The organism is Paraburkholderia sp. EG287B (genome assembly GCF_040965595.1).
Classification (GTDB): domain Bacteria; phylum Pseudomonadota; class Gammaproteobacteria; order Burkholderiales; family Burkholderiaceae; genus Paraburkholderia.
Genome location: NZ_JBFRCG010000028.1, coordinates 60,254 through 75,018, shown reverse-complemented (window position 1 = coordinate 75,018; position 14,765 = coordinate 60,254). Strand labels below are relative to the sequence as shown.

At 62.2% G+C, this 14,765-nt stretch carries 11 protein-coding genes and 1 pseudogene; 4 read left to right on the top strand and 8 right to left on the bottom strand.

Annotation, left to right across the window (positions count from 1 at the left end):
* The first annotated feature begins 218 nt into the window (after positions 1-218).
* Positions 219-1,292, top strand: coding sequence for a LacI family DNA-binding transcriptional regulator (locus tag AB4Y40_RS37275; RefSeq protein ID WP_012406566.1), 1,074 nt, complete (start codon positions 219-221; stop codon positions 1,290-1,292).
* Between the two features lie 287 nt (positions 1,293-1,579).
* On the opposite strand, the pseudogene AB4Y40_RS37270 reads toward AB4Y40_RS37275, so the two are convergent.
* Positions 1,580-1,734, bottom strand: a pseudogene (locus AB4Y40_RS37270) (IS5/IS1182 family transposase); the annotation flags it as partial.
* Between the two features lie 786 nt (positions 1,735-2,520).
* The gene (glcC, locus tag AB4Y40_RS37265; protein ID WP_368692113.1) at positions 2,521-3,300 is read right to left on the bottom strand and encodes a transcriptional regulator GlcC; all 780 of its coding nucleotides are present in this window, start codon (positions 3,298-3,300) and stop codon (positions 2,521-2,523) included.
* Positions 3,301-3,518: 218 nt separating this feature from the next.
* Between glcC and glcD the strand changes: the two genes are divergently transcribed.
* The 3 genes from glcD to glcF are packed head-to-tail and all read left to right on the top strand — an operon-like array spanning position 3,519 to position 7,391.
* Positions 3,519-5,018, top strand: a complete 1,500-nt coding sequence (gene glcD, locus AB4Y40_RS37260; RefSeq protein WP_368692112.1) for a glycolate oxidase subunit GlcD — start codon at positions 3,519-3,521, stop codon at positions 5,016-5,018.
* Complete coding sequence (glcE, locus tag AB4Y40_RS37255) at positions 5,018-6,085, top strand: glycolate oxidase subunit GlcE (protein WP_368692111.1); 1,068 nt, start codon at positions 5,018-5,020, stop codon at positions 6,083-6,085. The genes glcD and glcE overlap by 1 nt, the downstream gene beginning before the upstream one ends.
* Positions 6,086-6,098: 13 nt before the next feature.
* The gene (glcF, locus tag AB4Y40_RS37250; RefSeq protein ID WP_368692110.1) at positions 6,099-7,391 is read left to right on the top strand and encodes a glycolate oxidase subunit GlcF; all 1,293 of its coding nucleotides are present in this window, start codon (positions 6,099-6,101) and stop codon (positions 7,389-7,391) included.
* A 189-nt stretch (positions 7,392-7,580) separates the two neighbouring features.
* On the opposite strand, the gene AB4Y40_RS37245 is transcribed toward glcF, so the two are convergent.
* The 6 genes from AB4Y40_RS37245 to AB4Y40_RS37220 all read right to left on the bottom strand — a co-directional run bounded on the left by AB4Y40_RS37245 (position 7,581) and on the right by AB4Y40_RS37220 (position 14,765).
* The gene (locus tag AB4Y40_RS37245) at positions 7,581-8,240 is read right to left on the bottom strand and encodes an HAD-IA family hydrolase (protein WP_368692109.1); all 660 of its coding nucleotides are present in this window, start codon (positions 8,238-8,240) and stop codon (positions 7,581-7,583) included.
* A 359-nt stretch (positions 8,241-8,599) separates the two neighbouring features.
* Entirely contained in the window at positions 8,600-10,210 is a 1,611-nt protein-coding gene (locus AB4Y40_RS37240) for an aldehyde dehydrogenase (NADP(+)) (protein ID WP_368692108.1), read from the bottom strand.
* Positions 10,211-10,336: 126 nt separating this feature from the next.
* Positions 10,337-11,266: a dihydrodipicolinate synthase family protein gene (locus tag AB4Y40_RS37235; RefSeq protein ID WP_368692107.1), complete on the bottom strand. Its 930-nt coding sequence runs from the start codon at positions 11,264-11,266 to the stop codon at positions 10,337-10,339.
* A gap of 123 nt (positions 11,267-11,389) precedes the next feature.
* Entirely contained in the window at positions 11,390-12,172 is a 783-nt protein-coding gene (locus tag AB4Y40_RS37230; protein ID WP_368692106.1) for an enoyl-CoA hydratase-related protein, read from the bottom strand.
* A 65-nt stretch (positions 12,173-12,237) separates the two neighbouring features.
* Positions 12,238-13,476: a CaiB/BaiF CoA transferase family protein gene (locus AB4Y40_RS37225; protein ID WP_368692105.1), complete on the bottom strand. Its 1,239-nt coding sequence runs from the start codon at positions 13,474-13,476 to the stop codon at positions 12,238-12,240.
* Positions 13,477-13,553: 77 nt separating this feature from the next.
* Positions 13,554-14,765, bottom strand: coding sequence for a CaiB/BaiF CoA transferase family protein (locus AB4Y40_RS37220; RefSeq protein WP_368692104.1), 1,212 nt, complete (start codon positions 14,763-14,765; stop codon positions 13,554-13,556).

Sequence of the window (14,765 nt, the reverse complement as noted above, 5' to 3'; positions counted from 1 at the left end):
CAGCTTTCGGCACCGTCATCGTTTGTAGCGCTACCCTGGGAGATGGAAATCGCCCGTAGTACTGAAAGCGCTTTCAGGTATATTCTGCTCGACGAAGGCGATTGTCAAGGACTCTGCCGGCAGGGTAAACGCTGTCCGCCCTGCTTCGCCTCATCCCGGAAACGCCGGCACCAGCCGTGCCGCCGATCTTCCCTTTGTAACCTTTGCACCGCAAAAACATGCCAAGCAGTCAGCGATCGAAAGCCAAAGCAGTGGGTAACGGCAAGGTGAGGATTGAAGAAGTGGCCCGTATGGCTGAGGTGTCGCCAGCCACCGTATCGCGCGTGCTCAATCATCCGGAGATCGTGCGGTCTGCGCTTCGTGAGAAGGTGCAGAAGGCGATTGAAGCCTTGGCCTACAAACCCGACAACGCTGCGCGGGCGTTGATGTCCCGCAAGACCCGCACGGTCGGCATCGTGGTTCCCACCTTGCGCACGAGCATCTTTGCGGAAGGCATTGAGGCCCTGCAAACCCGCCTCTCCGAGCGCAACTACACACTTCTGATTGCAGCATCCCAATACGATTCCGACCGCGAACTGCAGGAGGTCCGGACGTTGACCGATCGCGGCGTCGACGGCATCGTTTTGGTGGGGAATACGCACCTGCCAGAGACCTACGAGGCAGTCAGGCGCAGCGGGATACCCTTTCTGACGACTTATGTGTCGGATTCCCGCGACGACGTGCCCGCGATCGGGATTGACAACGAGAGCGCCACCTATGACATGACGAGATATCTTCTCGGCCTCGGGCATCGCGAATTTGGAATCATCGCGAACACGCAGACGTCAAGCGATCGTTCCCGTGCGCGCGTGGTGGGCATCCGGCGAGCGCTGAAAGATGCTGGCATTGCCCTCGACACTTCGCGCATCATCAAGGCGAACTACTCGGTCATGCATGGACGAGCGGGACTGCGCGAGCTACTTCTCCGCGACCCCACTATTACGGCCATCATCTGTACGACCGATACGCTGGCGATCGGTGCACTTGCCGAAGCGCGCGAAATGGGGTTGCGCGTGCCGCAGGACCTGTCGATCACTGGCTTCGATGATATCGAGCTGGCCGCGCAGCTCGAACCACCACTAACGACGATCAGCATGCCCGCCGGGGAAATCGGTCAGGCGGCCGCAGACCATCTTCTAAACGCAATTGACGGGATTCCGATACCTCTGAGCATGGCGCTTCCGTACCGTCTCGTTGTGCGGGCATCGACCGCGAAGCCACGGACCAGACAATTGCCACCGATGCAGCGTTGAATTTTCCGATGACAATCCGAGGTAGCCCCATGCGGGCGCATGTTTGCTCCCGCGACTTGCATCGATATTGCTGTCGTGACGAACGGCTGTGCCGACATCTGATGGCCGTCGCTGCATTGCGGGAGACAATCCCGATCGGATGTTCTCTACGTAGCCATCACTCCACCCATCGTTGTAGCAATGTCGGCACTATGCCACCACACATACGAGGAGACGAGGATCGCCACCATGACGATGCCTCGCGACTTCACCAATCAGCGCGCCAAGAACCGTAACAAGTCGAAGATTCGCTCCACGACCCAGCGTGTTTTGCCAAGGCCGCTACCACGAGGCTGACCGCGCCGAGCAATTTCGGTTGCGATGCGGCGGCATGTAGTGGACATCGAAAACCTATGTCACCCTGAACGACCCGAGGCTTCGATAGTGGTCTGCCACGCTTGCCGCTGTTGGGCGAGATATCGGTCTGCAGGTCAAGGGGATTGACCAGCTTGTAGTACTTGGGCCAGCACTCAGAAATCTTCCTGTTGATTTCATGCTATCTTGACCCAGTGATGATGGACTGAAGGAAATCCTGTTCATAGACCACGTTAAGTATCCTCGACCGTGGCAAGCTGGACGAGCTTGTCTTCCAGTGCCAGCACGCCCGGCGGGCGCATGCTGCCGCAGGAGCTTCACCCGCAGCCTTGTTCGGCAGCTTCCCATGTACTACGCAGCAGTCCGACTTCCCGCGCTCATGACTCATCGTCGTGCGCCCTCAGGCTTAACGATGCGCACTGCGCCCAACGCTTCCTAGAGGGCGCAGTAGAGCGTGGGTTCTCCCGGTTCTCGAGCAAAGTGTTTCCGCACGTGCATGGGGTCTCGGACTGTGCGGGGTCCGCTACTGACTCGCCAATACGGCAGCAACGGTGTCGCCGTCGATATCTGCCCGGCATCCCGGCACCCCGAACATCTCGGGGCTCTCGCCACGAGGCTCCGCTACGCGGCTCAATCCCGGCCCGCGCGTACTCCTGCGAACGCTTCGCCAGCTCCCTCGCGGGTGCGCACGCATGACTCGGGGCCGCCGTGGCTGGCCAGGCCTTCAACGTAGGACTCTTTCATTCACAACACTTTGCCGGTTTTGGCCAGCGCACAGGCAGGGAAGAGCTTTACCACCCACTACGTTGTCGATTTACATCCGGCAGACGGCGAGACACGTCGCAGCTGAAAGCGTCTCTTAAGGCAACGCGCGTCACCTCCACCCTTGCAGCCTCAGCGTCGCCCGCACCAGACGCTGCTCCTCCTGTTCGATCTCCTGCAAGCTGTCGCGCAGGCCGTTGATGTGATCCGCGGCTGCCCGATACGCCTGCTCCGGTAGCTTGCCTGTCACCGCGTTGTACAGGCGCGCATGCTGCCGGTCGATCCGCTTGCGATGCGGCTGCCGGTGATAAAGATTGTTCACCGACGCAAACACCGAACTCAGCAGCAGCTCGGTCAACGAACTCAGCGTATGCACGAGCACCGGGTTGTGCGACGCCTCGCAGATCGCAAGATGAAACGCGTGGTCGAGGCGCGCGTGGGTGGCCGCATCGGTTGCCATGTCGTGTGCGGCGAGCATTTCCTCGTAGCGGCGCGTGATCATCATGTAGTCGGCGGGCGTGCCGCGCTGTGCGGCGAGACGCGCCGATTCCGCTTCCAGCATACCGCGCACTTCGAACAGGTCGTAGAGCGTGCGCGGCTGAGAAGCGAGCAGATGCATCAGCGGCGATTGCGGCGGCTGCGCGGTGAGAGTCGCGACGAACGAACCTTTGCCATGTGCTGTTTCGATGATGCCTCGCGCGCGCAGCAGCTTCAGCCCTTCGCGCAGTGCCGTCCTCGATACGCCGAGCTTGTCTGTCAGGCGGCGCTCGGATGGCAACGCCTGCCCCGCTCTCAGTACGCCATCGACGATCAGTCGTTCGATGCGCTCCGCGACCACATCGGCGATCTTGCGATCGGCCTCTCTTGCGCTGTTTTCCGTATTTGCAAACACTGGTATGACCACTTTCAGAACTGATTTTTCATGAAAGCAATGATATCGAGAATTCCCTTTTAAATGGCTAGATTGATCAACTCAACGGACCGATGCCGCCAAAAAACTGGTACGACCACTTGGTTCATCCATCGACATCACAATACGAAACGGGAACAATCGGCGGCTACACGGACAAGCGGCACGCGAACAGGCATGAGCGTCCACGGAGACACCCCATGAGCTACGCCTACGACGAACGGATCGACGGCCCCCTACCCTCGCACGATAAAGCCGCGCTGGTTGCCGAGTTGCAGCGCGTCGTGCCCGGCATGCAACTGCTGCACGACCGGGAAGATCTGCGCCCGTTCGAATGCGACGGCCTCTCTGCTTATCGCACGACGCCGATGATGGTCGCGCTGCCCGACTCGATCGAACAGGTGCAGGCGCTGTTGAAATTCGCCGCCGCGCGCAAGGTGCCCGTCGTCGCGCGCGGCGCCGGCACAGGTCTGTCGGGCGGCGCGCTGCCGCTCGAGCAGGGCATTCTGCTCGTGATGGCACGCTTCAACCGCATTCTGCACATCGACCCCGAAGCATCGATTGCACGCGTGCAACCTGGCGTGCGCAATCTCGCGATCTCGCAGGCCGCCGCGATTCACGGCCTCTACTACGCGCCCGATCCGTCGTCGCAGATCGCGTGTTCGATCGGCGGCAACGTCGCCGAGAACGCGGGCGGCGTGCACTGCCTGAAATACGGCCTGACCGTGCATAACATCCTGAAGCTCGAAGTCATGACCATCGACGGCGAGCGCCTGACGCTCGGCTCCGAAGCGCTCGATTCGCCCGGCTTCGACCTGCTCGTGTTGCTGACGGGCTCCGAAGGCATGCTCGGCATCGTCACGGAAGTCACGGTGAAACTGCTGACCAAGCCGCAAAGCGCGAAGGTGCTCATGGCGAGCTTCGACGATGTGGAAAAAGCGGGCGCGGCCGTCGCACAGATCATCGGCGCGGGCGTGATTCCTGGCGGCCTCGAAATGATGGACAACCTCGCGATCCGCGCCGCCGAAGACTTCATCCACGCGGGCTATCCCGTCGACGCCGAAGCGATCCTGCTATGCGAACTCGACGGCGCGGAATCCGACGTGCAGGAAGACTGCGATCGCGTCGGCGCATTGCTGCGCGAAGCGGGCGCAACCGACATCCGCATCGCGAAGGACGAAGCCGAACGCCAGCGCTTCTGGGCCGGCCGCAAGAATGCGTTTCCCGCTGTAGGCCGCGTGTCGCCCGATTACTACTGCATGGACGGCACGATCCCGCGCCGCGAACTGGCGCGCGTGCTGCGCGGTATCGCGGCGCTGTCGGACGAATATGGCCTGCGCGTCGCGAACGTCTTTCATGCGGGCGACGGCAACATGCATCCGCTGATTCTCTTCGATGCAAACGCACCCGGCGAAATGGAACGCGCCGAAACGCTCGGCGCGAAGATCCTCGAACTGTGCGTCGACGTGGGCGGCAGCATCACAGGCGAGCATGGTGTGGGACGCGAGAAGATCAACCAGATGTGCGTGCAGTTCAGCAGCGAAGAACTCACGCTGTTCCATTCGCTGAAAGCCGCATTCGATCCCGACGGCCTGCTCAATCCCGGCAAGAACATTCCGACGCTGCATCGCTGCGCCGAGTTCGGCGCGATGCACATTCATCACGGCAAGCTGCCGTTTCCCGAGCTGGAGCGCTTCTGATGCGACGCGAATTCGATTCAATGGACGACAGCGCGCGCCTCATCGCGCAGGTTCAGGCCGCAATTGCGCAGCACACGCCGCTGCGCATACGCGGCAGCGACAGCAAGCGCTTTCTCGGCCACGACGTACAAGGCGAGGAACTCGACACGCGTTCGCATCGCGGCATCGTCGCGTATGACCCGACCGAACTCGTGATCACCGTGCGCGCGGGCACGCCGCTCGTCGAACTGAACGCGGTGCTCGACGACGCGAACCAGATGCTGCCGTGCGAGCCGCCGCTTTTCGACGGCGAAGGCACGACAGGCGGCGCCGTCGCGAGTGGGCTCTCTGGTCCGAGCCGCCCGTGGGCGGGCTCGATGCGCGACTTCGTGCTCGGCTGCCGCGTAATTACGGGCGACGGCGATCATCTGCGCTTCGGCGGCCAGGTGATGAAGAACGTCGCGGGCTACGACATGTCGCGCCTGCTCGCCGGCAGCTTCGGTTCGCTCGGCGTGTTGACGGAAGTGTCGCTGAAAGTGCTGCCGAGGCCGCGCGAGCGTCGCAGTTTTGCGCTCACGCTGGGCGTCGACGACGCGATGCGCGAACTGTCCGCATGGCGCAAGGCCGCGCTGCCGTTAAGCGGCGCCTGTTATATCGACGGCAAGCTGCATGTGCGGCTCGAAGGCGGCAGTGGATCGGTGAAATCGGCTGTAGAGCGGATCGGCGGCGAGGAGATCGACTGCGCGTTCTGGGATGCGTTGCGCGATCATCAGCTGCCGTTCTTCGCGGACCCGCGTCCGCTGTGGCGTCTGTCGCTGCCGAATGCGACGCCGTTGATGCCGTTGCCCGGCGACGTGCTGATCGACTGGGCGGGCGCGCAGCGCTGGCTCAAGAGCGAAGCACCCACTGCCGAAATCCGCCAGCTTGCGCATGCGGCGGGCGGACATGCTACCTGCTTCACGCCGTCGCGCGAACGCGAGCCGTTCCAGCCGCTCGCCGTACCGCTGCTGCGTTATCAGCGTCAACTGAAACACCGCCTCGATCCGAATGGCGTGTTGAATCCTGGCCGACTGTACGCCGATCTCTGAAGCGAGCGCACTCATGCAAACGAATCTCGACTCTCACGCGAAAGCCCTGCCCGATGCCGAGGAAGCCGAAAGCATCCTGCGTTCGTGCGTGCATTGCGGCTTCTGCAATGCGACGTGTCCGACGTATCAACTGCTCGGCAACGAACTCGACGGACCGCGCGGGCGCATCTATCTGATCAAGCAACTGCTCGAAGGCGAGCCCGTCACCGACAGGACGCAATTGCATCTGGACCGCTGCCTCACGTGCCGCAATTGCGAAACGACGTGCCCGTCGGGCGTCACGTATCACCGGCTGCTCGATATCGGACGCGCGGAACTCGAACGGCGCATCGAACGGCCTGTCGGCGAACGCCTGACGCGCAAAGGCTTGCGCACTGTGATTCCGCGTCCCGCTGTATTCGATGCGCTGCTCAAGACGGGCCGCGCCGTACGGCCGCTGTTGCCCGCCGCGATGCAGGCGAAGATTCCGGCGCGCGCCACCGTGCCCGCGAAACCGCGGCCCTCGACGCGTCACGCACGCCGCGTGCTGATGCTCGAAGGTTGCGCGCAGCCGTCGCTGTCGCCCAATACGAATGCCGCGGCGGCGCGCGTGCTCGATCGACTCGGTATCAGCGTGACGCCCGCTCGCGAAGCGGGCTGCTGCGGCGCCACCGACTATCACCTGAACGCGCAGGACGCGGGCCTCGACCGCGCGCGCCGCAATATCGACGCATGGTGGCCCGCAATCGAAGCAGGCGCCGAAGCGATCGTGCAGACGGCGAGCGGCTGTGGCGCGTTCGTGAAGGAATACGGACACTTGCTACGCAACGATCCGCTCTACGCTGTGAAGGCCGCGCGTGTGAGCGCGCTGGCGCTCGACCTCGTCGAAGTGCTGGCGGCCGAGCCGCTCGACGCCCTGCAGCCGGCCGGCGATGCCAACGCGTTGCGCGTCGCGTTTCATTGTCCCTGCACGCTGCAACATGCGCAGAAGCTCGGCGGCGCAGTCGAAAGCGTACTGACGCGGCTCGGCTTCGATCTGTCCTCCGTCCCCGACGGTCATCTGTGCTGCGGCTCAGCGGGCACGTATTCGATCACGCAGCCCGAGCTGGCGCAAAAGCTGCGCGATAACAAGCTGACAGCGCTCGAAAGCGGACAGCCGGACATCATCGCGACGGCGAACATCGGTTGTCAGATGCATCTCGATGGTGCGGGCAGAACGCGCGTACGCCACTGGGTCGAGCTCATTGACGAAGCACTGGATTGCAGCAGTGCGTCATACCAGGCCACCTCAACCGCTGAGCGGCTGCCGGCCCCGCGAGCCCGATGATTTTCTCTGCCGCGTGTCGTAGCCCCGATTGTCCGGCACTAGCCGACGACTGCGCAAATCCGCATCCTCGGCATCGTCTGATACGTACCGGTACGATATCTGCAAAAAAATCCATCGCGGCTGCGCCCGACCACCCCACCCGCAGCAAAATTGCCAAGCTACCATATGGCCCGCGGCGCGCACATCAGATCAGGCGATGTGCACAATGAGGTCGTTGCCCTCAAGCGATATCGTCACACCGCTCAGGTCCTCCACATAGTCAAGCTGTTCCAGCCTGCCCTCCATCAGAGGTGATGCCACCACAACGACCCGCGCCCCGGCCCTCAATCCCGCCTCGATGCCTGCCGGGGCGTCCTCAAACACGATGCAGTTGGCCGCCTCAACATTCAACAGATGTGCCGCGAGTAGATATCCGTCGGGTGACGGCTTGCCCTTTTGCACGTCGTTCGCAGTCACCAATACGTCGGGCATCGGCAAACCGGCAGCTCTGATACGGTTGTGGGCCAGTATCCTGTCGGCCGAGGTCACGATTGCCCAGCGCTCTGCTGGAAGACCGCGCAGGAATGTACCCGCTCCCCGAACCTCAACGATGCCCGCGGTGTCCTCCCGCTCCCTGCGCATGACGGTGAGTGCATCGGATTCCAGATCTGCATCAGGAGGCGCCAGCGCGCGCAATGAATCGATGGTGCGCCGTCCTTGGGACTGGCGAAGTACGTGGAGAGGGTCCAGGCTGTAACGGTTTGCCCACTCCGTGTACGCTCGGACGGTCGGCGCGTGGGAGTTGAGCAGAGTGCCATCCATATCAAAGAGGAGGCAGGATGCGCGAAGCTGGGTATTTCGAAGCAACATGGATCAAACTTTCTGAAAACTCAAAGACAATCACTGGACCCGATGGCCCGGCAGCTCATATTGGCTGCAGCGCAACTGCAGCCTCCGTAGCAATACGATGGAGTTTGCGAAGAGTGCGAATAGCACCATCGCAAACCCTGTGCGGCCGCGAGATCGCGGCGTAACAGCGCCAGGACGTGTAGCAGCCTGGCGAAGGTTCGGTTGCGACGCCACGGCCCCGAGTGTCAACCTTGTCCCGCATATCTAACCCCACGTCGCATTTGCATCCTTCACGATCGCGACCATAGACCACTGGAAACCGGGTGCGGTATCGTGGCGAGCCAAAAGAGGCAGCGAGATCACTCGACGCCCCGCCCTTTCTATGCTTCGACCTTTGCTGAATCTCCCGGTGGACGAACTTCCCCATCAATGAGGCACCAGACCTTCAGGGGATTCCTGGTCTTCAACGCAACCGGTAGCACGCAGTCGGGCACGTCCTGATAGCACACGGGGCGAAGGAACCGGTCGATCGCTGTCGCACCCACGGACGTGAACATCGAATTTGACGTCGACGGAAACGGACCGCCATGAACCATGGCGTGACAGACTTCCACGCCCGTCGGGAAACCGTTCGCGAGAATACGGCCGGCCTTGCGTTCGAGTACAGGCAACAGTCGTCGCGCGTCCTCGTAGTCGTTGGCGTCTATCTGAATCGTCGCGGTCAGTTGCCCCTCGAGCGATTCAGTAATCTGGAGGAGTTCGTCGAAATTGCGCGCCCGAACGATTATCGAGGCCGGCCCGAACACTTCTTCGCGGAGCTCCCCTGATGCCAGAAAACGCGATGCGTCGGTGATGTACAACCCCGCGCGTGCGGCATTGTGGCGCTCACCAGCCAACTGCCCATGCGCCACTACCGTCACGTCTGGCATTGCTTCAAGCTTTCGGTTGCCGCTCACAAATGCGTCAAAAATGCCCGGCGTGAGCATCGTTTGCGCAGGCTTCACGGCCAGTGCGTCGGCCGCAGCATTCACGAAACGCTCCAGATCAGGGCTGTCGATCGCCAGCACCAGGCCCGGATTCGTGCAGAACTGCCCAGCGCCCAACGTCAGTGAGTCGACGAATGCCCTGCCGATGGTTTCCGCCCGGCCCGCGAGTGCGCCAGGAAACAGGAAAACCGGATTGATACTGCTCATTTCGGCATACACCGGAATTGGCTCGGACCGCGCGTTCGCGATCGCGAGCAGCGCGAGACCTCCCTGTCGGGAGCCGGTGAAGCCTACGGCCTTGATGAAGGGGTGCGCGACCAGCGCTTCTCCAATCTGACGGCCAGCACCAAAGAGCAACGAAAACACCCCTTCCGGCAAGCCTTGCTCCGTGACCGCTTTCTGTATCGCGCGCCCCACCAGTTCCGACGTCCCGAGATGTGCGCCATGCGCCTTGACGATTACCGGCGCACCGGCCGCGAGCGCTGAAGCCGTGTCGCCCCCCGCGACCGAGAAGGCGAGCGGAAAATTGCTCGCGCCGAATACAGCCACCGGCCCGAGCGGGATTTTCGCGAGGCGCAGGTCCGAGAGCGGCGACGGCCCGCGCTCGGGTTGTGCATGATCGATGGTCGCGCCGAGGAAATGGCCATCCCGCACGACCTTCGCGAACATGAGCAACTGGCCGACTGTGCGAGAGCGCTCACCTTCCAGACGTTGAACGGACAGTCCCGTCTCCGCATGCGCGCGCCCGATCAGTTCATCACCGATATCCAGGATATTTCGGGCAATCGTCTCGAGGAATGTCGCACGCTTCTCGAGGGGCAATGTGCGATAGACGTCGAAAGCTCCCGCTGCGAGGTGCGCCGCGCGCTCGACTTCTGCTGGGCCACCTAACCCGAACCTGGGTTCCAGAATACCAGCGTTGGTCGCCGGATTGAATGCACACTGGCTGCCATCGCTGCCGCGTACCGTGGCAGAGCCGACGAGCATTTCCCCCGTCAAGGTCATTTCATACTCCTCTGAAATTAATAGTCCCACACGCGAACCGGCGTCCACGCTTGTCGGGGCTCACAAGGACATGCGAAGAACCGATGCACCGGCGAATGCATTTACTGCATAGCGAGATGAACGTTCCTAGCGCGCCCAGCGAAGCACCATGGGATCCAGTCGTCGCGCGATCTCCAGCAATCCGGCGCGTGTCTGCGGCTCGACGGGCAAGAGCGGATGTCGAACATGATCGGAGTCAATAATGCCACCCTCCTTCATGAGGATCTTGCATGCCGCGAGGCCACATTGCCGGTTTTCGAAATTGATCAGCGGCAGCCATCGTTCATAGGCATTCAGAGCGCCCTCCCGATCACCCGAGACATGCGCACGCAGTACCTGCTGGATGCCATCGGGATAGCCGCCACCCGTCATCGCACCCGTAGCGCCTGCATCCAGATCCGCGAGCAGTGTGATGGCTTCTTCACCGTCCCACGGCCCCACGATTGCATCGCCGCCAAGCCGGATGAGCTCCCGCAGCTTCGCTGCAGCCTGCGGCACCTCGATCTTGAAGTACGACAGGTTGTCGATCTCCCGGGCCATCCGGGCCAGAAATGCGGGGGACAACGGTGTGCCAGCAACCGGCGCGTCCTGGACCATGATCGGGATATCGACTGCATCTGATACCTGGGAGAAAAAGCCGACCACCGCAGCCTCGGTCGCACGAAACGTCGCACCGTGGTAAGGCGGCATCGCCATGATCATCGCGGCGCCCGCATCCTGCGCGTGCCGGCTGCGCTGCGCGCAGACCATCGACGAAAAGTGGCTCGTGGTGACGATGACCGGGACGCGCCCCGCTACGTGATCGAGCACCGCGGTCGTGATACGTTCCCGCTCTGCGTCTGTCAACGAAAACTGCTCGGAGTAGTTCGCCAGAATGCAAAGCCCGTCCGAGCCAGCATCAATCATGAAATCGACGCAGCGTCGCTGACTATCCAGGTCCAGTGCGCCGTCGTCGCGGAAAATGGTGGGAACGACCGGGAACACGCCCGTGAATTTCGTACTAGGTTTTCTGTTCATGATCTGTAGAACTATCGATTGAGCGGAATGCGCCGCTGATCGGGATATCGCTATCGCGACAGGCCACACTTCCTGAAGAATTGCACTGTACTGCCAGGCCGTTGGGCGACCGGGCCCGGTACGTCAGTGCCCGAGGAACTCCGGCGCGCGCTTCTCAACGAAAGCGTTCATCCCCTCCTGCTGGTCACGCGTCGTGAAGGCGTATCGTATCGCCCGGCGCTCGACGGTCAGCCCCGCCGACAGTGCTGTCTCATACGACGCCAGCACTGCCTCCTTCGCGAGCTGCAGGGCCACCGGCGCCCGGCGCGCGATCACGGACGCGATCTCGACCGCACGCTCGACAACGCTGTCCACTGAAACCACTTCACTGACGAGGCCCGCTCGCAGTGCGACTTCAGCCGTGACAGGCTCGCCTGTCATTATCATCTGCATCGCGAGCGACTTGCCTACGACCCGCGTCAATCGCTGTGTCGCGCCATCGCCTGGTAGGATGCCGATGGTGATTTCGGGCTGTCCGAAGACGGTCCCAACGCCTGCGATCATGATGTCTGCCAGCATCGCGAATTCGAGGCCGCCGCCAAAACAGATGCCCTGGACTGCCGCGACCACCGGCTTCCTGAACGCCGCGACCGCATCCCATGCAGCCTGTCTTTCATGGTTGCTCAGTGCATCAAAGCCGTACTTCTGCATCTCCTTGATATCCGCGCCAGCGGAGAAGACCTTCTCGTTACCCGTCACGACAACAGCCCTCACGCCGGGATCGCTCTGCGCCTGCAACAGGGCTTGCGCCACCTCCTTCAGCAGGCCCGCGCTCAACGCGTTGCGCTGCGCAGGACGGTTCAGCCTGACGAGCAGTACACCGTCCACTGGCGATGTCGTCTCAATCGTTGTCCATTGATCGTTCATTTCGGTCCCTCTCATTCCCATTTAACCTGTTGCACGCACAATGCGCGATCAGCTCAAATTTGCCGTTAGCAACAGCTGGTCGCATCCGCTGCAGCAGTCGCCCTGACGATGCCCCGCCGTTCCAGTTCTTCCACTTCGTCGGCGCCCATGCCGAGCTCAGCGAGCACGTCGGAGGTATCCTCTCCTGCCGACAGCGCGAGGTGCCGTAACCCGGGTGTGCTGCCGTCGTATCGCAACGGATGGGCCACGAGCGTCGCAACGCGCTCACCGACATTGACTTCCCTGAAGCACTCGTTGTGCACCACCTGGGGGTCGTGGCGAAGCTCGTCATAGTTCTGCACCTTCTGGTACCAGATGCCTGCCGCATCGAACGCGCTGGACAATGCGTCGTAGGTCAACGGTGCAATCGCCGCAGCGATCAGCGTTGCGAGCGCGTCGCGCTCCGTATAAGCCGATCCGGTCACCAGGCCAGCCGCTGCGGTTGCCAGCTCGTCACTCCGGAGTGCCTGCGCAAGTTTTCCGACTTCGTTCAACGACAGCACAATATGGGCGTCGACGGCCCGATAAACCCCGTACGGGGCCGCATGAAACCATGTCGCCAGGTGCGAGTCGCGGCGGAGAATGTTCGCGTCGCGATTGCCCGAGTAGTACAGCGTCAGGGCCTCGGCCTGCAGGTCAATACCGGCGTTAAGCAGGCTAGCCTCGACCCGGGTGCCCTTGCCGGTCTTCAGGCGTCGGACGTATGCGCCAAGGATGCCCATCGCCAGAAGCGATGCGCCATGCTGATCGACGACCGCGCATCCGACCGCGGTCGGCGCAGTTCCCGCAACCGCGGTGGCTGCGACGAGTCCCGTTCGGGCCTGGACCAGCAGATCCTGCCCCGGGCGGTCCCGATCCGGCCCTGAGGTACCGAATCCACTGGCGGACGCGTAGATGATGTCAGGCTTGACCTTGCGGATATCTTCATAGCCAAGACCCAGCCGGTCCATGACACCAGGACGGAAATTCTCCAACACAACGTCGAAGTCCCTAGCCAGACGAAGCACGATCTCGCGTCCCTCTGGTTGCTTGACATCGATCGCAAGACTGCGCTTGTTCCGGTTGCCACACAGGTAAAAGGCGCTGACGTCTTTCACAAAAGTGTCCGCACCGGCCCAGTGACGCTCGAACGCGCCCGATGGCGGTTCGACCTTGACGACATCCGCGCCCATGTCCGCCAGGTACTGACCGGCGGCCGGCCCCTGCAGATAGTGGCAGAAGCTCAGTACGCGAAGACCTTCCAGTACATTCGTCGTTGAGGTCATTTCAGGCACTCCATTTCATTTCCTCACAACCGGGATGGCAAATGCGCCCCGGACCAGCGATACATACCGCAATCGCCTCATCCACCGCTCTCCTGAGGAGCCGGCGCTGCCGCGATCACTCCGCTCGCGAGAAGCCCATCGATCGCTCCGTCGTCGTAGCCGAGCTCGCGCAGGATCTCTTCGGTCTGCGCGCCCAGCGGTTGGGGCGCGAGCGTCACCTCGGGCGTACATCCGTCATATCTGACGGGGTGCGACACCAGCGTGATGTCACTGCCCGTTGCACCGCGCACGGTCCTGAAGGTCTGGTTGTGCCGAACCTGTGGGTCCTCGACAACATCCGCATAGTCGTTGACACGGGCATGCCAGATCCCTTGCTTTACAAAGCGCCCTTCACATTCGTCTGTCGTCAATCCACGCACTGCACCGGCAATCACCTGGGCTGCTTCTTCGCGCCGCACATAGGCGTCGGAGTCATCGATCCGGCTCTCGGCAGGGCAGTCGAGCGCGTCATACAGCGTCGACAGTTTTCCGAGCGAGATCGCGATGTAGCCATCGCGGGTCCGGTAGATGCCGTATGGCGCACCGAAGTACCAACCGGAAAGCGGATACGGCTGCCTGACGTCATCGGGCCGCTGGCCATTCAGGTAGCAGGTAAATGACTCAAGCTGCAGATCGATCGCTGCTGACAGCAGGCTGACATCCACGCGCCCGCCCTCGCCGGTCCGTTCGCGCCGCACGAGCGCCGCCAGAATCCCGGCTGCAAAAAGCGCTGCGCCATGATGGTCCGCTGCCGACACACCGACCGCACGTGGACCGCCATCAGGCGTCCCGGTGATGGTTGCCAAGCCCGACAACGCCTGAATGAGCAGGTCCTGCCCAGGGCGATTCACATAGGGGCCGTCCGCACCATAGCCCGATGCCGATGCGTAGATGATGTCCGGCTTGATCGCACGCACCGCGTCGTAGCCCAGGCCCAGCTTGTCAAGCACGCCGGGCCGAAAGTTCTCCGCGAGCACATCGGCGGTTGCAATCAGCTTGCGCGCGATCGCCAGCCCCTGAGGGTCCTTCAGGTCGAGCGCGAGGCTTTTCTTGTTCCGGTTGCCAGACAGCAAAAGCATGGTCTGCCCATCGACGCTCTTGTTCGCACCGCCCCAGCTGCGCTGGAACGCGCCTTCGGTCGGTTCCACCGCAATCACGTCCGCCCCAATGTCCGCCAGAAACTGGATTCCGACAGGACCCATCAGGAAATGGTTGAAGCTGACGACACGCAGCCCCTTGAGATGATTCAT